This is a genomic window from Syntrophomonas sp. UBA1041 (genome assembly GCF_002316705.1).
Taxonomy (GTDB): domain Bacteria; phylum Bacillota; class Syntrophomonadia; order Syntrophomonadales; family Syntrophomonadaceae; genus DTU019.
On record NZ_DCEA01000013.1, the window covers coordinates 30,084 to 48,646 of the forward strand.

General features: G+C 50.5%; 24 protein-coding genes. All 24 read right to left on the minus strand.

From position 1 onward, the window contains the following. Positions 1 to 9: 9 nt before the first annotated feature. Positions 10 to 759, minus strand: coding sequence for a hypothetical protein (locus tag B2633_RS02580; protein ID WP_483168972.1), 750 nt, complete (start codon positions 757 to 759; stop codon positions 10 to 12). Positions 760 to 850: 91 nt separating this feature from the next. Next, positions 851 to 1,084, minus strand: coding sequence for a hypothetical protein (locus B2633_RS02585; protein WP_483168973.1), 234 nt, complete (start codon positions 1,082 to 1,084; stop codon positions 851 to 853). A 39-nt stretch (positions 1,085 to 1,123) separates the two neighbouring features. Then, a complete protein-coding gene (locus B2633_RS02590) occupies positions 1,124 to 1,315 on the minus strand; it encodes a hypothetical protein (RefSeq protein WP_481041687.1) in 192 nt (63 codons plus the stop codon). A gap of 149 nt (positions 1,316 to 1,464) precedes the next feature. Continuing rightward, a complete protein-coding gene (locus B2633_RS02595; RefSeq protein WP_483168974.1) occupies positions 1,465 to 1,881 on the minus strand; it encodes a F0F1 ATP synthase subunit epsilon in 417 nt (138 codons plus the stop codon). 3 nt (positions 1,882 to 1,884) lie between these two features. Then, positions 1,885 to 3,315 (minus strand): F0F1 ATP synthase subunit beta, encoded by a 1,431-nt coding sequence (gene atpD, locus B2633_RS02600; RefSeq protein WP_483168975.1) that lies wholly within the window; start codon positions 3,313 to 3,315, stop codon positions 1,885 to 1,887. 3 nt (positions 3,316 to 3,318) lie between these two features. Continuing rightward, on the minus strand, positions 3,319 to 4,203 hold the full coding sequence (gene atpG, locus B2633_RS02605) for an ATP synthase F1 subunit gamma (RefSeq protein WP_483168976.1): 885 nt from the start codon (positions 4,201 to 4,203) through the stop codon (positions 3,319 to 3,321). 13 nt (positions 4,204 to 4,216) lie between these two features. After that, positions 4,217 to 5,731, minus strand: a complete 1,515-nt coding sequence (gene atpA, locus B2633_RS02610; RefSeq protein ID WP_483168977.1) for a F0F1 ATP synthase subunit alpha — start codon at positions 5,729 to 5,731, stop codon at positions 4,217 to 4,219. A gap of 21 nt (positions 5,732 to 5,752) precedes the next feature. Then, positions 5,753 to 6,301 carry a F0F1 ATP synthase subunit delta gene (locus B2633_RS02615; RefSeq protein WP_483168978.1) on the minus strand — a complete coding sequence of 183 codons (549 nt, stop codon included), beginning with the start codon at positions 6,299 to 6,301 and terminating at the stop codon, positions 5,753 to 5,755. Beyond that, positions 6,295 to 6,918 carry a F0F1 ATP synthase subunit B gene (gene atpF / locus B2633_RS02620; protein ID WP_483168979.1) on the minus strand — a complete coding sequence of 208 codons (624 nt, stop codon included), beginning with the start codon at positions 6,916 to 6,918 and terminating at the stop codon, positions 6,295 to 6,297. Before atpF ends, B2633_RS02615 begins: the two co-directional genes overlap by 7 nt. Positions 6,919 to 7,025: 107 nt before the next feature. After that, positions 7,026 to 7,250, minus strand: coding sequence for an ATP synthase F0 subunit C (atpE, locus tag B2633_RS02625; RefSeq protein WP_481041701.1), 225 nt, complete (start codon positions 7,248 to 7,250; stop codon positions 7,026 to 7,028). A 49-nt stretch (positions 7,251 to 7,299) separates the two neighbouring features. After that, positions 7,300 to 7,983: a F0F1 ATP synthase subunit A gene (gene atpB / locus B2633_RS02630; RefSeq protein ID WP_483168980.1), complete on the minus strand. Its 684-nt coding sequence runs from the start codon at positions 7,981 to 7,983 to the stop codon at positions 7,300 to 7,302. 193 nt (positions 7,984 to 8,176) lie between these two features. Next, positions 8,177 to 8,437 (minus strand): AtpZ/AtpI family protein, encoded by a 261-nt coding sequence (locus tag B2633_RS02635; protein WP_483168981.1) that lies wholly within the window; start codon positions 8,435 to 8,437, stop codon positions 8,177 to 8,179. 258 nt (positions 8,438 to 8,695) lie between these two features. Then, the gene (locus B2633_RS02640; RefSeq protein WP_481041707.1) at positions 8,696 to 9,007 is read right to left on the minus strand and encodes a MazG-like family protein; all 312 of its coding nucleotides are present in this window, start codon (positions 9,005 to 9,007) and stop codon (positions 8,696 to 8,698) included. Positions 9,008 to 9,024: 17 nt separating this feature from the next. After that, entirely contained in the window at positions 9,025 to 10,272 is a 1,248-nt protein-coding gene (locus B2633_RS02645; protein ID WP_483168982.1) for a serine hydroxymethyltransferase, read from the minus strand. A gap of 6 nt (positions 10,273 to 10,278) precedes the next feature. Beyond that, entirely contained in the window at positions 10,279 to 10,731 is a 453-nt protein-coding gene (gene rpiB, locus B2633_RS02650) for a ribose 5-phosphate isomerase B (RefSeq protein WP_483168983.1), read from the minus strand. A gap of 19 nt (positions 10,732 to 10,750) precedes the next feature. Then, a complete protein-coding gene (locus tag B2633_RS02655) occupies positions 10,751 to 11,221 on the minus strand; it encodes a low molecular weight protein arginine phosphatase (protein WP_483168984.1) in 471 nt (156 codons plus the stop codon). Between the two features lie 13 nt (positions 11,222 to 11,234). Next, positions 11,235 to 11,816, minus strand: coding sequence for a manganese efflux pump MntP (locus tag B2633_RS02660; RefSeq protein WP_483168985.1), 582 nt, complete (start codon positions 11,814 to 11,816; stop codon positions 11,235 to 11,237). A gap of 30 nt (positions 11,817 to 11,846) precedes the next feature. Further along, positions 11,847 to 12,821, minus strand: coding sequence for an L-threonylcarbamoyladenylate synthase (locus tag B2633_RS02665; RefSeq protein WP_483168986.1), 975 nt, complete (start codon positions 12,819 to 12,821; stop codon positions 11,847 to 11,849). After that, a complete protein-coding gene (gene prmC, locus B2633_RS02670) occupies positions 12,793 to 13,671 on the minus strand; it encodes a peptide chain release factor N(5)-glutamine methyltransferase (RefSeq protein WP_483168987.1) in 879 nt (292 codons plus the stop codon). The genes B2633_RS02665 and prmC overlap by 29 nt, the downstream gene beginning before the upstream one ends. Beyond that, complete coding sequence (gene prfA / locus B2633_RS02675; RefSeq protein WP_483168989.1) at positions 13,672 to 14,739, minus strand: peptide chain release factor 1; 1,068 nt, start codon at positions 14,737 to 14,739, stop codon at positions 13,672 to 13,674. Positions 14,740 to 14,959: 220 nt separating this feature from the next. Next, the gene (locus tag B2633_RS02680) at positions 14,960 to 15,871 is read right to left on the minus strand and encodes a DUF1385 domain-containing protein (protein ID WP_481041723.1); all 912 of its coding nucleotides are present in this window, start codon (positions 15,869 to 15,871) and stop codon (positions 14,960 to 14,962) included. A 99-nt stretch (positions 15,872 to 15,970) separates the two neighbouring features. Beyond that, a complete protein-coding gene (rpmE, locus tag B2633_RS02685; protein ID WP_481041725.1) occupies positions 15,971 to 16,174 on the minus strand; it encodes a 50S ribosomal protein L31 in 204 nt (67 codons plus the stop codon). Between the two features lie 103 nt (positions 16,175 to 16,277). Then, positions 16,278 to 17,303 (minus strand): 3'-5' exoribonuclease YhaM family protein, encoded by a 1,026-nt coding sequence (locus B2633_RS02690; protein ID WP_483168992.1) that lies wholly within the window; start codon positions 17,301 to 17,303, stop codon positions 16,278 to 16,280. Positions 17,304 to 17,306: 3 nt separating this feature from the next. Beyond that, positions 17,307 to 18,554, minus strand: a complete 1,248-nt coding sequence (locus tag B2633_RS02695) for a radical SAM family protein (protein WP_483168994.1) — start codon at positions 18,552 to 18,554, stop codon at positions 17,307 to 17,309. Positions 18,555 to 18,563: the final 9 nt, after the last annotated feature.

Below are 18,563 nucleotides of genomic sequence, written 5' to 3' on the forward strand. Positions count from 1 at the left end.
ACCGCCGGATTATTTGCGGGGTGCTTCCAATAGCTGTAAAGGCACCAGATATTTGCTATACCTCTGGCCCTCTTTATCACAGTAACGACCATTTTTATCACTAACCATGACGCTGGCCCTTTTTCTGATACTGCATAAAATACCTTCCAGCTTGCGGTCCTGGTAGGGAAAGGCGACCGCGGAGCCCGGTGACAGCCCCAGCCTTTGTTGGGCTATTTGCTTGTTGGTAGGCAGTTGATGGTAGTTTTCCTTATGTCCGAACAGATTATCAGCCATAGTCTTAAAACGGCTTTGTTTGCAACTTGATTCCCCAAAACAGATGAATTCTATCACATGGATCAGCTCGTGTTCGAAAATTAACTGCAGGGCTTCGAGTCTGCTCCCGGTCTTGATCCCTCCGACCATATCGGCGCCCTCAACCATGCCATAATTGGAGAGAATCTGCTGGCTGATTCTCACCTCGATGACAGTACTGTCCGGTTTAGAGGAATCGTTCCTTAAACATACGGTTTTCCCGGCACTATTGGTCATTTTCCGGGATATGGAGAATTGCATTCTGCCCGAATAATTCCGTTGAATCCAGCCTTCAAAAAAGACTTGATCATAAAGCTCGAACATTAATTCCAGATCATTACTGCTGAGCTGCGCCAAATCGACGCCTTTTATAACAGTTGATCTCTGCAGCAGAAAGCTTCGCACCTGCTCTCTTTTTCTTTTGATTTCCCCGCAGGGGTACGTGGTCAAGATAATATCCTTCATAATATCCCTGTTACCGGTCATTGCCGTGGTTGATGATGTCGATTTTATTTTAAAAGGAAGCCGATCAGGCTTCCTTTCGATTTGCGATCCGTTAAATCCAACTGTAGCGGTCGTCATCATCAGGGTCATCCCCCCCTGTTTCCGTTCTGATGACTGCCGGATGAGATGGATCTTTGGCGGTCAACTCTGCCAAATACTCTTCCTGCCGCCTTTTTGCGGCCAAGGCTTTCTCTGCAAACCTTCCCAATTGAAACCATATCAGGAAAGCAAACGCGATGGTTAACACAAAAACTATGATAATAATAATTAGCAGTGCCTTATACACCCTGACACCCCCTTTTTGCAAACCACCATTGGGGATGAGTTATTCTTCCTTATTTCTTTCCTGGGCCCGCCGCTGTTTTTTACGCTCTCTCATTTCCATACGTTTCCTTTTCATTTCCAGGCCACGGGCTTCCGACCGGACAGCAGCCTGCCAGAACAAAAGATATAGTAAGCCCTTCACCAGATAGTAAATCAAAACTATTATGATTAATATCCTGATCATCTCGTTCATGACGGCACCCTCAATACTGAAACCCCTTACAGCTATATAATTCTATTTTATACAAAATGCTTACTAATATCTTTAGCGAATATTAAGATATAAGCCGGAAAGCACTAAATAATGCCTTCCGGCTTTTACCAGTCGCTATTTTACTGGTATTAGTCAGAGTATGCGCCTGCCGCTTTAAGGCGGGCAATAGCCCGTTTTAAAGCCTGTTCAGCGCGAGTGTAATTAATATTCTCAGCACGCTGCTCAAGCCGTCTTTCAGCCCTCTCGCGCGCCGCTTTAGCACGGAGCACGTCAATTTCATGACCGTGCTCGGCGGTTTCTGCAAGAACCCGGCCTTCATTATCCAGGACTTCAATAAAGCCGCCGCTAATAGCGATGCTTTTCTCGCTCCCAGCCGCATCCACATAGCGCAAAACCCCGATGTTTAACGCTGCCACCAGGGGAGCATGGTTTTTCATAACACCCAGCTCACCATCAATGGCGGGAACAACTGTAAACGAAACCTCATTGGATTGAAGCACGCGTTCAGGAGTAACTACCTCCAGCATGTAGGTGTTGTCTGCCATAGACTAAACCTCCAGTCTTCTAGCTTTTTCCACCGCTCCTTCAACGCTCCCCACCATCAGGAAGGCTGCTTCAGGTAGATTGTCATGTCTGCCTTCCAGCACTTCAGCGAAAGAGGCTACAGTATCCTTAACCGGTACATAGATACCGGGCTGGCCTGTAAACTGCTCTGCCACGTGGAAGGGCTGAGACAGGAACCTTTCAAGTTTTCTCGCCCGGGCAACGATGATCTTATCCTCGTCACTCAGTTCGTCCATACCCAGTATGGCGATGATATCCTGTAATTCTTTATACCTTTGCAGTATCTGCTGAACCCCGCGGGCGGTGTAATAATGCTTATCACCCAAGATCTGCGGATCCAAGATACGGGAGGTTGAATCCAGGGGGTCCACCGCAGGATAAATGCCCTTTTCAGCAATGGACCGGGCCAGAACCAGGGTCGCATCCAAATGAGCGAAAGTGGTTGCCGGCGCAGGGTCGGTCAAGTCGTCAGCAGGGACATATACCGCCTGTGCGGAGGTAATCGAACCTTTGCGGGTGGTGGTGATGCGCTCCTGCAGATTACCCATGTCAGTTGCCAGTGTAGGCTGATAACCAACCGCGGAAGGCATGCGGCCCAAGAGTGCGGACACCTCGTTGCCGGCCTGGGCAAAACGGAAGATGTTGTCGATGAATATCAGAACGTCCTGTCCTCCAATGTCACGGAAATACTCAGCGACCGTCAGTCCGGTCAAACCGACCCTAAGCCTTGCTCCCGGAGGTTCGTTCATCTGGCCGAAAATCAGAGCGCACTTTTCGATAACGCCTGATTCCACCATTTCACCCCAGAGGTCATTGCCTTCGCGGGTTCTCTCACCAACACCGGTGAATACTGAATATCCGCCATGGACATATGCTATGTTGCGTATAAGTTCCTGGATGATAACGGTCTTGCCAACACCGGCGCCACCGAACAGGCCGATCTTACCACCTTTAGCATAGGGGCAAACCAGGTCGGTAACCTTGATACCGGTTTCAAGTATGGTGGTAGCCGGAAGCTGGTCAACCAGTTCCGGGGGTCTGCGATGGATTTCCCAATAGTCGGCGGCATCGACCGGACCGGCTTCATCAACCGGTTCGCCCAAGACGTTGAGTATTCTACCCAGGCAATTGTCGCCTACCGGTATTTTGATAGCGGCTCCAGTGTTGACGGCTTTCATTCCCCGGGAAACACCGTCAGTGGGGTTTAAGGCCACGCATCTGACAGTATCATTGCCCAGGTGCTGCATCGCTTCCATAGTTACATTGATCTGTTCTGATCCCTTATAATTAGCCTCCTGTTCTGAGGCTTTGATGGTGATAGCACTCATCAAGTCAGGGAGTTCACCGGGTTTAAAGCGAACGTCAACAACAGCGCCTATAACCTGGGTTACCTCTCCAAATGTTACATTCGCCATCCTCTATTTTCCTCCTTTATTGAGAGCTTCGGCGCCGCCGACGATATCCAGTATTTCGTCGGTTATGGCAGCCTGTCTGGCCTTGTTCATGGCCAGAGTAAGGCTATCAATGATCTCGCCCGCATTTTGTGTGGCGTTGCCCATTGCTGTCATTCTAGCTCCGTGCTCACTGGCTTTACTTTCAAGTAATGCGTTGAATATCTGGCTTCCAATGTATCTCGGCAACAGGGCCAGAAGGATCTCATCGGCGCTGGGTTCATACAGGTAGTCAATCACAATGTCCTTTTCCTCCTCATCCTTTTCCGGAGGCTCGATAGGAAGCAATTGAGTAACCGTAGGCACCTGACGGAGAACGTTGATGAATTTGGCGTAAATCAGATACACTTCATCCACTTCTTCGTTCTCATAGGCATTAACCACATATTGGCCGATTTCTCTGGCATCTGCGTAGGAGATATTGTCTCCCAGGTTGATAAACTCGGCATCCAGGCCAGAACGTTTCCGATAGAAATCCCTGGCTTTTCTGCCTACTGCCACAATACCATTCTCAATTTTTCTTTCGTCGTTCTCGATAGCTGTATTAGCTGCGCGAATAATGTTGGTATTATATGCGCCACATAACCCCCGGTCGGCAGTTATAACAACATAGCCCACTTTCTTGACGTCTTCCCTTTTTGCCAAGAGAGGATGCCTTACATCGAAAGTGACTGCTGCCAGTCTGGCCAGGGTATCCCTTAAAGTTTCATTATAAGGGCGTGATGCTTCGGCGGCTTCTTGAGCCCGGCGCAGTTTGGCAGCGGAAACCATTTTCATCGCTTTGGTGATTTGCTGGGTGTTTTTGACGCTGCGAATTCTGCGCTTGAATTCTCTTATACCTGCTCCTGCCATTTATTTCACCACCCTAAACTGCAAACGTGGACTTGAATTCATTTATCGCCTTGATCAGTTTCTCTTCTATAGCACTGTCGATCTTGCCTGAATCTCTGATAGATGCCGGAATTTCACTATAATTGCTGCGGACATATTGCAGGAAATCGGCTTCAAATTCCAAGACCCGGTCTTTGGGCAGTTCGTCCAGATATCCGTTTACGCCGCTGTAAATCGAAATAACTTGTTCTTCCATCGACATTGGTTTGTACTGTCCCTGTTTCAATACCTCGGTTACCCGCTCGCCGCGTATCAGACGTGCCAGGGTAGCCTTATCCAAATCGGAACCGAACTGTGCGAAAGCTGCCAGTTCGCGATATTGCGCCAAATCCAGGCGCAGCTGCCCTGCAACTGACTTCATGGCTTTGGTCTGAGCAGCACCGCCGACTCGGCTGACTGACAAACCGGCGTTTATGGCCGGGCGTTGGCCAGCGTAGAACAGGTCGGTTTCCAGATAGATCTGGCCGTCGGTGATGGATATAACGTTGGTGGGGATGTAGGCGGAAACGTCGCCGGCCTGAGTTTCAATGATAGGCAGCGCGGTGATCGAACCTCCGCCCATTTTCTTATTCAGTTTGCAAGCCCTCTCCAGCAAGCGGGAGTGCAGATAGAAAACGTCGCCGGGATATGCTTCACGTCCGGGAGGACGGCGCAGCAGCAGTGACATTTCGCGGTATGCTACGGCGTGCTTGGACAGGTCGTCATAGATGATCAGAACGTCTTTGTTCTGTGCTTCCATGAACTCTTCAGCTATGGCAACACCGGCATAGGGGGATATATAGAGCAGCGGTGCCGGCTCGGCGGCAGTTGCGGCTACGATTACGGTGTAATCCATAGCGCCCATTTCCTCAAACTTGGCGGCAATGCCTGCAATACTGGACTGCTTCTGGCCGATAGCCACATATATGCAGATCATGTCTTTTTTGTCTCTCTGGTTGATGATGGCGTCCAGAGCGATGGCGGTCTTACCCACCTGGCGGTCGCCGATGATCAATTCGCGCTGCCCGCGGCCGATGGGCACCATGGAGTCGATAGCCTTGAGCCCGGTCTGCATGGGAGTGTCAACCGGCGAACGGGTTACAACCCCGTGGGCAACCTTCTCCATAGGCCTGTAAGCGTCGGGCTCGATGGGCCCTTTGCCGTCGATAGGCTGTCCCAGAGCGTTTACTACGCGGCCCAGCATAGCGTTGCCTGCGGGAACCTCCATGATTCTTCCGGTGGCTTTAACGACGTCGCCTTCTTTGATGTGATTGTATTCGCCCAGCAACACCGCGCCGACATTATCTTCTTCAAGGTTCAGAACCATACCCATGGTCCCACCCGGGAATTCCAACAACTCGCCAGCCATTGCGCCCTGTAGTCCGTATACACGGGAGATACCGTCACCGACAAATATTACAGAGCCCACATTGCTGACCTCGACCTCGGATTGGTAGCGCTCGATCTGTTGCTTTAGAATTGCGCTAATCTCTTCCGGTCTAATACTCATTTATGTGTCACCCCTATCGATTTAACTTATCTTGGTTTGTTTCATGGAACTTTTTAACATCTCTAGTTTTTTGGCGACTGTGGCGTCAACGATCTGGTCGCCAATTCTGACCTTTATTCCCCCTAATAGACCCGGATCAACCATAGGCTTCAACTGCACCGTTTTCCCGGTTGATGCAGAGAGCTTTTTAGCTAGATCATTGACATCGCTTTCCGGGATCTCACGAGCCGAGTACATCTCCGCCTTGAGAATATTCCTCTGTTCATCGGCCATATCCGTATATTCTTCGGTAATCAAGGCCAGATAGGTTTCACGCTTCTTGTCAAGAATCATGCATACGAAATTGAGAGTAGTCTGAGAAATTTGCCCTGCAAATATCTTATGGGCAACTTCTTTTTTCTCTTTGGCAGGGATTAGCAAATGAGCGAAATATTCTTTTAAGAGTTCGGACTCGTCAACGGTACGTACCACCAGCTCTAACTCCTGCTGATACTCGTCAACCTTTCCAGCCTCCCGGGCAATACTGAAAAATGCTTCAGCATAGCGCCTAGCGACGCTCTTATTTAACATAATAGATCGCCCGCCTCATTGACAAAATCTTTAACCATACGCTTGTGATCATCTTCATTGATGGCTCGGCCTAAAACCTTTTCAGCTGCGGAAATGGCTAAAGCAACCGCCGAGTCTTTCAACTGTACCTTGGCCTGTTCGGTAGCCGCTGCGATTTCGGCGTGAGCTTTGTTCTTCACATTGGTGGCTTCTTCCTGGGCCTTGGCCATCATCTCATTCTTGACATCTTCAGCCGCTTTGGTGGCCCGGGCCACGATTTCCTGTGATTCTTTGCGGGACTCCTGCAAATTGGCCTGGGCTTCTTTACGCATTTGTTCTACTTCGGTTTTAACTTCCTCGGCATGTTTGAGGGAGCCTTCAATGGTTGCTGAACGTTCTTCTAGCATGGCATTAATAGGACCGTAACCGAATTTATAGAGCAAAGACAGCAGAATCAAGAAGTTGACTGCTGTCCAGCCAATAACATACCACTTTCCAAACTCAGGCGTCGTTCCGGTCGGTGCCGGAACCGGCACTGCCGGTCCTTCACTAGAGGCCATGCAGAAGGTGGCAAATCCCATTACCATAAAAATGGCAAAAAGGAGGATTAATGACGTATACCTTCTGTTCCTAATCACGGATGTGCTACCTCCAATCTCTTAGAGCAAATAGTTTTTGGGGCGATGAAGCCATTGTATTTAATTAATGAAGCTCCACCGCCCGCAAATCTGAGTCCACCGTATAATTACTGAATTTTACTAACTAACATGAATGCAATCAGTAGACCGTAAATGGTCAGGGTTTCAATAAAGGCCAAGGTGATGAAGAGCAGAGTTCTTACGTCCCCACCTACCTCGGGCTGCCGTGCAATAGCTTCGAACGCTTTGCCACCGGCGATACCCATACCAATACCACCACCGATACCGGAGATTGATACGGCAAGACCAGCACCTAATGCTAACATATCCATTACATTTTCCCTCCTTTCGAGCTCTAATGATATTTACATTTGAGCATTTTTAGTGCCCTTTGCCTGCTGCCGCCCCTATGTAACTGGCTGACAGCAGAGTGAAAACCACTGCTTGGATTGCTCCCAGCAGCAGGCTCAAACCCATAATGGCCGTTGGGATTATAAATGGCGCCATGAATAACAGGAAAGCTATAACCATTTCTTCCCCAAATATATTGCCGAAAAGACGGACTGTCAGGGATAACGGATGAGCTACCTCTTCGACAAGGTTTAACGGCAGCATTAATGGGCTTGGACTGACGAAGTGGTGAAGATAATGTCCTCCATGTTCGGAGAACCCGGCGATATGAACAGAAAAGAAGGTGATAATAGCAAGGGTCATGGTAACATTCCAGTTACTGGTTGGCGGCTGAAAACCTTCCACATGAGCCGCGCCCGGTATCAGTCCGCTATAGTTGCTGATCAGGATAAACAGGAAAAACGAAGTAAGCAAAGGCGCCCACTTCTTGGCCACATGCTCTTCGTCCATCAATTGTGTAAAAAAGTCGTAGGTAAACAATATGACAGCTTCAAAGCCGTTTTGCAGGCCAGTCGGAATCAACTGCATTTTCCTGGTAGCTAAAAAGGAAATAATACCGACCAGGGCTATAATGGCCCACTCGGTTACCACCAGATGATCAACCGGAATAGGTCCGAGATGAAAAAAGACACTATCCCACATTCCAAATAACATTCTCTATTTCCCCCCTTCCCTTATTAATTTGTCGAGTTTTTGACAGCCGTTCAATTGATCAGCCAGGTTCAAAAACTTAAAACTCATATAAATATAGTGATAGCTGTATGTTGGCTTGCAGAGGAGTTCTATTTCTCTCTCTATATATTGAGGAATCTTTTTCTAAGACTAGTCTCTATATCTATGAACTGTCTTAGTTCTCTCTATCGGGATCTTTTTTCTCTACCTTCTGGCGGCGTTTCGATTGTCCCATCATCTTGTCCCACATTGCTTTGATGGCAGTTGCCATTCCTATCAGGGCTCCCAGGGCTATGAACCAGGGCTCGGTATCAAAGCGCCGGTCCAGCCACCATCCGGCAAACAGGCAAATGCCAACTGAAGCTGCCGCTGTAGTCGCCAGGTTGACCGCGTCACTAAGTCCGCGGACCCATCCAAGCTTGGGTTTGTCTGTCATCTGCTTTCCTCTATCGCCTACATAGACGAACTATCCCTTTTCTCTATTCGTCATAAACAGGCAAATTCCTTTTTCATTTTTAATTTTATCCAGATGGATAGCCAACTCGATTTTATACAGTTATATCAGCAGAAATGGACTTTTTAACATCTTTTAATCTATCTGTGTATTGGGTAGGTACGCATTTAATTCGAGAAGCTTAATACAAAATCCTCCCCAATATATTATCTTTCTGATTTATTAAAATTTTTTCCCGATTCAGCGCATCAAGTAGCCCTTATCTTCCATCTTCTGCCAGTGTTCCTGGAGGAGGGTTTCGATGTTGAGACCGAATTGCTCCTCCATTACAAACATCATGGTTACTGCTGTCTGAGCCACGTCTAAAAGCTCTTTGGCGATCTGGTTGACGATGGTCTTCTCATCAAGGTGAACCTGTTCCCCCGACAAACCCCGGTACTTACCGATAACCTGCGCCAGTTCTCCGGCTTCCTCCATCAGTTTCAATGCGGTGGATTCCAGGGTCGGCTTGAGCTGATTGAGTTTTGGCAAGGATAATGTTTTGGCATCCATCTGTTTAGCTCCCCGGTTTATTTGTATAGCGGATATTTATTGCATAATCCAGCTACTATTTCTCGAGCCTCGTTCAGTGTTGTTTCTTTTTCCGGGTTTTCCAGGGCCATGGCGATGGCCCTGGCGACCAGTTTCATATCATCACTGTTCATCCCGCGGCTGGTAACAGCCGGCGTGCCTATGCGGATCCCGCTGGTCACCATCGGTTTTTCCGGGTCGAAAGGTATGGTGTTCTTGTTCACGGTAATGTTCACTGTTTCCAAAATGGCTTGGGCGGCCTTGCCGGTCAACTGTTTGGGGCGTACATCAACCAGCATTAAATGGTTGTCGGTGCCACCGGAAACCAAGCGCAGCCCATGCTCGGAAAGGGCAGCGGCCAGAACTGCCGCGTTCTTAACAATCTGCTCCTGATATTTTTTGAAATCATCGCTCAGGGCTTCCTTAAAACATACTGCTTTGGCAGCGATAACATGCATCAAAGGCCCCCCCTGAATTCCGGGAAATACCGCGCTATCCACCTTCTGTGCCCAATCCTTTCCGCACAAAATGACACCGCCCCGGGGGCCGCGCAGGGTTTTATGCGTGGTGGTAGTTACGAAATGAGCGTAAGGGACGGGAGAGGGGTGCAGCCCTGCCGCAACCAGGCCGGCGATGTGAGCCATATCCACAAAAAGAAATGCCCCCACTTCGTCGGCGATTTCGCGGAATTTGGCGAAATCAAGGAAGCGCGGGTACGCACTGGCGCCGGCTACAATCATTTTGGGCTGGCATTCTTTGGCTACATCTCTCACCTGATCATAATCGATGGTCTCAGTTTGCGGAGATACACCGTAATCCACGAAACGGAAATATTTCCCGGAAAGATTGACCGGACTGCCATGGGTCAGATGCCCGCCATGGTTGAGGTTCATACCCATCACCGTGTCTCCGGGTTTTAACGCTGCGAAATAGACGGCGGTGTTGGCCTGTGCTCCTGAATGGGGCTGTACATTGGCGTGCTCACAGCCGAGTAGTGTTTTTAGTCTCTCCCTGGCCAGATTCTCAGCTACATCGACAAATTCACATCCCCCGTAATATCTCTTGCCGGGGTAACCCTCAGCGTATTTATTTGTCATGACGCAGCCTTGCGCTGCCATAACTGCTCGCGAAACAAAATTCTCAGATGCTATTAACTCCAGTTTCTGATCCTGGCGGTTTTCTTCCAGGGCTATGGCTTCCGCGATCTCAGGGTCGACTTCTCTAACGTACTGCTCGATATAATCCAATTTTAATTAACCCCTCTCTCGACATTTTTTTTCTAGCATCTTTAATTTTTCTACCCGGGCCTGGTGTCTACCTGCTAGAAATTCGGTATACAAAAATGTTTTCACTATTTCCCGGGCGGTTTCTTCTTTCAGCAGACGAGCCCCGATGGATACGATATTAGCGTCATTATGCTCACGAGCCAATCGGGCCATTTCCGGGGTGAGGCAAACAGCGGCCCTTATTCCAGGTATTTTATTGGCGGCAATGGCAATCCCGATCCCGGTTCCGCAAATCAGTATTCCCGGACATTTTAAATCAAGCACTTTGGCGGCTGCCAGCTCGGCAATGTCGGGATAATCCACTGATGCGCCGCTGTAAGTGCCGCAGTCATATGTTTCAACCCCGCCGGCGCCGAGCATGTCCATCAGATCAGCTTTCAAATCCACTCCGGCGTGGTCGCTGCCTATAACAACCTTCATGACTTCATCTCCTGTAAAATCATTGCTCATCAAGCCTGCTAATCAGCTTATCTGCTACCCTGATCATCAGTCTCTTAATTTCACTGGCACTCTCCACATATTTTACCGCATCCATTCCAAAAGGGTCGAGTATATCCCGGCCGATTTCTCCGGCCATACCCGCCAGGGTATCAATTTTTCGCATGTGGTCCGGATATTTGTCCAACATGTACTCACGCTGCGTCGCTGTCATTGTCAATATTATATCCGCTTTCTCCACCAGATCCTGATGTAAGGGTTGGGAACGATGCCCGCTGATGTCCAGGCCTTGCAGCTGCATAGCGTATACCGCCCCGGGGGAGGCCGGCCAGCCCGAACCGGCCGCAAGACCAGCGCTGACAATATGGTATTGCTCGAAATCAGCCCCTTTGTCCTGCAGGATTTTGCTCAACATGGCTGCAGCCATAGGGCTTCTGCAGGTATTGCCGGTGCAAACCAAAAGGATTTTCATAGATTGATCACCTCTAGAACCATAACAGTTTCACAGCCAGTGCAATCAACACCAGGCCTCCGATCATCTGCGCGTAACTGCCCACCAGCCGGTTCAACAGGCGGCCTCCCAAGAAGCCGAACCAGGTCAACAAACCGGCTATAGTCCCCATAGTCAATACTGTGACTAAAAGGGGCATCTGAAAAGTACCCAGTCCAAATCCTACCGCCAGAGCATCCATACTCACCGAACAGCTCAAGAGCCAGATATTGTTCAGGGTCTGGGGTCTTGACGCAGCCCGCCGCTGAGCTGCTTCAGCAAATGAATAGCTGCGGGGGCGGATATCCTTCAAGCCTTTTAACAAAAAGCTAACCCCGATATATATCAGCACAACCGCACCCAGCCGCTGTGCCCATACCCCTAAAAACCTCCCCGACACGACCCCTAGATACAGGCCCATCAAGGGCATAAAAACATGAAATAAGGCAACCAGGCCGGAAAATTTTATTTCATAACGATAGGATACCCCTTTCAGGCCCAATCCAAGAGCCAGGGAAAAGGCATCCATTCCCAGGACTACTGCAATTATAGCTACTGTGACAAATTGTTCACCCATAATGATAAAAGATTCCTTATGTAAAATAATTCAACTGACCCCTGCGGCCCGTCTGATGCGGTCTGCCAGCGACCGGCCCCAACCGGTCAAATCAGCCGGCAGCGGGGCAAAAATCAGTCTCTGCAAACCCTGTGTTTCGGCCTCGCGAATGATTGAGAATAAATCCCCGCCTTGCACCTTTAAGTTCAATGTATATGCTTTAAGACTATCAACCATACCCGGAGCGGGATGCTCCCCATAATGAACCAGGGCTGCCGTGCCATGCGGACAGGCCGAAAGAGCAGTCAGAAGCTGTCCCCGATCCTCATAGAGTTCGATGCTTAAGTCCCCGGTTTTATAAGCCTGTTTAGGCCTTGTGAAGGCTTCCAGGCGACAGCCCAGAATCGCTTCCAATTCCTCTAAAGGCACGCCTCCCTGGCGCAGGATTTCGGGCTTTTCCCGGCTCAGATCCACGATGGTTGACTCCAGGCCGACATCGGTTGGTCCTGCATCCAGTATGGCAGCAATCTGCCCATCCAAATCATCCATTACATGCCCGGCCGATACCGGGCTGGGGCGACCGCTCAGATTGGCGCTGGGGGCCGCTATAGGGCCGGATTTTTCTATCAAGGCCAGGGCTACGGGATGAGCCGGCATTCGCAAGCCCACACTGTCTTTTCCCCCTAAAACAACTTTGGGGACCCGGGGTGAGGCTGGCAAGATCAAAGCCAGGGGACCCGGCCAGAAGCTCTCCATCAACAGCCGGGCCAGGGGGGAAATAACCGTGACCAGCCGATTAACCTGATCGAGATCGCTGACATGGACCAGGAGCGGGCTCTGGGATATGCGTCCTTTTACCTCGAAAATCCTCTGCACCGCCTCGGGACTATAAACATCAGCCCCCAGGCCGTAAACCGTTTCGGTAGGAAAAGCCACCAGTTCACCGCGCTTCAGCAAGGCTGCGGCCTCTTCGATCAGTTCTTTTTGCGGCTTTTCTCTATCGATCTTCCAGCGGACGGTACTCATCCTGGCTTTCCTCCCTGATGACAATCAAGCGGTCTTTGCCTGCCAGATCAGACACTAACTGGCTGCAGCCATACGGGCGGGCCATATCCAGAGCGGCCTGGCCCTGCCCAGCCCCGATCTCCAGCAGCAGATGTCCGCCCGGACTGAGCCGTTTCATCGCTTCTGGCAAGAACCTTCTATAAACATCCAGGCCGTCTCCGCCGGCCAGCAGGGCTAGCTCGGGCTCATATCGGCGGATACCCGCATCCAGGGTCTCATACTCTGCCGCCGTTATATACGGCAGGTTGGCTGTGATGAGATCGTACTCCTGAGCCGGATCGACCTCGGCGAAAAGGTCGCTCTGGCAAAACTCTATCTGCACTCCATGCCGCTCGGCATTGCGCCTGGCAACCTCGATAGCCGGCAGGGATACGTCTACGGCGGTGACCTTTCCCCCGGCTGAATAATAGGCTAAACTGACTGCAATAGCCCCGCTTCCGGTCCCCATATCACAAATGCGGAGTTTCCTGGCAAGACACAAATCCAGAGCCGTCTCTACCAGGAGTTCGGTCTCCGGCCGGGGGATTAATACCTGGGGGCTGACCTCAAAGCTCAGGGACATAAACTCTTTCTCACCGGTGATGTAGGCTAACGGCTCCTGCCTGGCCCTTCTCTGGATAAGGCCGCGGAATCTTGCCCTCTCCTGCTGATTAACCGGCTTATCGAAATAAGTGTACAAAAAAACCCGGTCTTCCTCCAGGGCATAGGCCAGCATTATCTCCGCCTCCAGGCGAGCTGCGGCGATGCCTCGGTCCTGAAAATACCGGGTCGTCCAAGATATTAATTCCTTTATCGTCCAATCCTGGGCCACTTACTCCACCTGTTTCAAGCGTTCTGCCTGGTCGTGAGCGATCAAGGCCTCAATAATCTCTTTAAGCTGTCCTTGCAGAATAACATCCAGCTTATGCAGGGTCAGGTTAATACGATGATCAGTTACCCTGCCCTGAGGGAAATTATAGGTGCGAATACGTTCACTGCGATCCCCGCTCCCCACTTGGTTCTTGCGGGTGCCGGCGTATTCGGCGTTTTTCTCTTCTTCCAGCATTTCTTTCAGCCTGGCCCGCAGGACTCGCAAAGCCTTGGCTTTGTTCTTGTGTTGTGATTTTTCATCCTGACAGGTCACCACCAGCCCGGTGGGAAGATGGGTGAGGCGCACCGCGGATTGGGTGGTGTTGACCGATTGCCCGCCTGGTCCGCTGGAACAATAGACGTCCACTCTGATCTCGGCCGGGTCGATGTTAACCTCAACCTCTTCAGCCTCAGGAAGCACGGCTACAGTAGCGGCCGAAGTATGAATCCGGCCTCCCGATTCGGTGGTGGGAACCCTTTGTACGCGATGCACTCCGGATTCATATTTCAATTTGCTGTAGGCCCCCTGCCCGTCGATGACGAAGATCAATTCTTTGATACCGCCGATGTCGGTATAATGCGAATCCATAATGTCTATCTTCCAGCCCTGCTCCTCAGCGTAGCGGCTGTACATGCGGAAGAGGTCGTTAGCGAATAACGCGGCCTCATCCCCGCCGGTACCGGCGCGGATTTCCATGATAACGCTTTTGTCATCATTGGGGTCCCGGGGCAGGAGCAATACCCTCAATACAGCTTCCAGTTCATCGCGGGCGGCTTTAAGATCCTCCAGTTCAGTCTCGAGCAGAGACTGAAATTCCTGGTCGTGTTCTTCTTTCAATAGCTCCTGAACCTCCTGGAGCTGTGAGTTGATGGTTTTATAGCGCCGGTATTGAGCAACAATCTCGGTTAGATCTGCATGTGCTTTGGCGACCTTTTGATATTTTTGCTGGTCGGAAATGGTCTCCGGGCGGCTCAAAAGCTCGGTCAGCTCATTATATTTGTCTTCCAGGTTGTCCAGCTTGGAAAGCACTGATATCCCTCCTGATTCAATGAGCGCTTGCGCGAATTGTGCGCCGAAATGCGGGCGGCATAGCCGCCTTCCTTACGCATTGCGTGTACATCGCGCTGCGAGCGTTTTATCAAACGCCCCTTCAGTAGGAGATCCGACTCACTACTGAAGACAATTATGTTTATCCCATCCACCTACAGAGGTCGGGGTCTTAGGGGCGTTTAATAAAGCTCTGGGCAGATTATCCGGTGGCCTGCTCGACCTGGGGCTCTGCCGGCGGGTTTTTGGTTTCATCATCCAGGAGGCGCTGCAAGGCCGCAATGGCCACCTCCATTTGATCATGGTCGGGTTCCCGGGTGGTTAAACGCTGCATCCATAATCCGGGGGCTATTAAAAAATTCAGCCAGCCCTTTCCATAGTATCGCCCGCTCAGTTTTAAGAATTCATATCCCAATCCTGCTACAATGGGAAGCACAGCCAGGCGGGACCATATCCGGTACCACAGGCTGCCTTCACCCAGCAGGGCAAAAACCACAATCGATATAATCATCACTATCAATAAAAAAGAGGTGCCGCACCGGGGGTGCAAGGATGAATGCCGCTTCACATTATCCACAGTGAGCGGTTCGCCCGCTTCATAGGCGAAAATGGTTTTATGTTCGGCCCCATGATACATGAAGACCCGTGCTATATCGGGCATGCGTGAGATTGCGATCACATACAGAAAGAAAAAGGCGATACGAATAAACCCCTCGACCAGGTTCTGCGCCCAGGGCCCGGCCAAAAAGTCCTGCAAGTAGTGTACAATGGCAGTTGGCAGGACCATAAACAACAGTATGGCCAGTCCAAAAGCGACCACCATAGTGATCAGGATTTCCCAAAAACTGAGTTCATCCTCATCCTCATCCAAAGCCAGGTTAGCCGAATGATTGAGCATTTTTATCCCGACCACCAGCGATTCGATTAAGACGAAGGTGCCGCGAATAAATGGCCATTTAAGAAATGGAAATCGCTTGGCCCAATCATTGTTGGGCTGTTCGTCCACCTGTATGGTGCCGTCGCTTTTCCTTACAGCAATAGAGGTTCTGGCGGGACCGCGCATCATGACACCTTCGATTACCGCCATACCCCCATAAGGGAATTTTTTTTGCATTTTTCACCACCTGGCAATGCCGAGAACAGAATCAGAGCCTGAAAACGGCTCTGATGTTGCATAGAAAAGAGCAGAGAACCCCGTCTCTGCTGCTTGTTATTACCCTAAACCATACTTCTTTTTAAATTTATCCACTCTGCCGGTGGTATCAACCACCCGGCTCTTATTGCCAGTATAAAAAGGATGGCACTTGGAGCAAATCTCCACGCGAATGCCGGATTTGGTGGAGCCTACTTCGAATTCATTGCCACAAGCACACCTAGCCGTGGTTTTGGAATACTGGGGATGAATCTTTTCTTTCATGGTTTCACCTCGCTTCGGGTTGCTTCCTGATAATTGCAGCCATAATAGCTGCAGTAACGATTATATCAATTCTGATTGTAAAACACAAGCGGCAACTAAATGCTCATTCCGGCTTGCCGTCACGGTCGGGCGGCATTTCCTGTCTATAGCGATAAGTGAAGAACTGCTGCTGATGGAAGCTGTCATAAGGGGTGACATATTGCTCCACATTTTCGGTTTGAGCCATCTTTTCGAAATAGACGAACATCTTGGCGTCCAAGTTATCCATAACATGCAGCAGGAAGGCTTCCGGGAAGAGCGGTTTGACCGGGGAGCCATATTCCAGGCTGCCATGGTGACTGAGGACGAGGTGCTTGATCATGTTTTCCAGCATAAGCGGAAAATCATAACCCTCTGCTCGAATCTTTTGAACGGCCTGGTCTACCAGTTGATATCCCATGACGATATGTCCCAGCAGTTTACCCTCCAGGGTATATTCCGGCACCACCTGCAGCTCATACTCTTTCATCTTGCCGATGTCGTGAAGAATGGCGCCGGCAACCAGCAGATCCCGATTCAGTTCTGGATAGAGTTGAGCGGCGTGCTGACACAGCTTGACCACAGCCAGAGTGTGTTCCAACAGTCCGCCCATATAGTTGTGATGGATGCGTTTGGCCGCTGGCGTGGTGCTGAAGTCGGCGATGCATTGCGGGGTTAATATCGTCTGAAGCAAAAAGGATAAATGCGGGTCGGCAATAGATTCCACCGCCTGTTCCAATTCTGCCATCAAGGTTTCACGGGGAACGGGGGCCGCCAAAAGGTAAGCGGAAGGATTCTCATCGAGAATCTTGATGCGTTTGGCGGTAATCTGCTGACGGTTGTTGTACAGGCTGGTATCGGCTTGCATACCGATCACCACTCCTTTATGCAAATCTCCTTGCACCTGGCAATTGTCCCACACCACCACCTCGATCGAGCCCGAGCTGTCCGCCAGCCGCAGGTTGATAATATCCCGGCCGTTTCTGGTTTTACGCTGATTTTTCTCGGCAACCATGTATTTGCCCCAGAACTGCGCTCCGGATGCTAAACTGGTGACCTCTTTGCTGGTATATGGCCCGGGGATGCTCATGCAGTAATCCCTCGCTTTCAATTTCTAATATTTGTCAACCTCATGGGTATAAGATCCCAGCCTTACTGCAGGGGCTTCCCTTTGCAAGGTCGCAATCATAGAGGTTATGCCTATTCCGGCGCTCTTAAACCCCATATGCTGATCGATCACGTCCGGGTCGATATTGAGGTTGCGCATTTGAATCATGTCAACCGGATTCTCCTCCAGAAAACCAAGCAAGGCCTCAACTTCCTGAGGCTGATCGGTAAACCCCGGCAGGACCAAAAGATTAAGCGAAACCTGAATGTTTTGATCCAGGGCGGCTTTAATGGAGTTGAACACCTGCCCCAGTTTATAGTTCTGGGGGCGATGGTAAAGATTATAGTTTTCTTCCACCAGGGAGAATATGGTCACCCTGATGGCATCCAGGCCGGCCTTAAATATCTTCTGGAGCTGTTTATGATTGCCGCCATGTGAATTGATATTAATGGTGCCACCCGGGGTTTGGAGACGCATGCGGCCAATGGCCGGGGCTATCAAGTCGGCATTGAGGGAGGGTTCGCCTTCGCACCCCTGCCCAAAGCTGATTATGGCCCGGGGCGCGTTTTTGAGGTGATTGACTCCCAGTTCCACAATCTCATCAACGGTGGGCACAAAACCCAGGCGATGCTGAGGCGAATCGGCCTCACCATGCTGCTCCGATATGCAGCCCAGGCAATTGGCATTGCAGGCCGGGGTGCTCGGAATGCCCGCCTCCCAACGCTGGTAAAACATATTCTGTGCGGTGAAGCATCCATATTGCAGGGAACATTTGGCCAATTGACGCAGGATGCGATTATGGGGAAATCTCCTCAGCATGCGGTGGATACGCTGGCTGAGCTGTTCGGTGTTATAATACCGCGGGTGCCAGGAATGATGGCGGTCGCTCTGCACTGCCGCCGCATAGACCTTATCACCCCGAAAACCTACGGCAGTATACCCCAGAAGAGGAATGCCTCCTCCTTGGGCCCGGGGTATACAGGCCGGCAGCAGGGTGCGGGTGAAGCCTTGCGGGAGCAATGCGGCCACAACGCCTGCTCTTTTCCCGGGGCAGCCGGGATCACTGTTAAGGCACATGGCCTGGTTGTCATTTTCCAGGCCCACCGGGAAATAACCGGGTATATTTACCAGGGATGACCCGGAAGGAAGCGGAATCATTTCACTCTGCTCCGGAATCACCCAGCTGTTTCCGCTCCGCCCTAACATGGCCAAATCAGGGTGCTCCATCCATTCCCCATTCTCATTGCTGTACATTACATAATA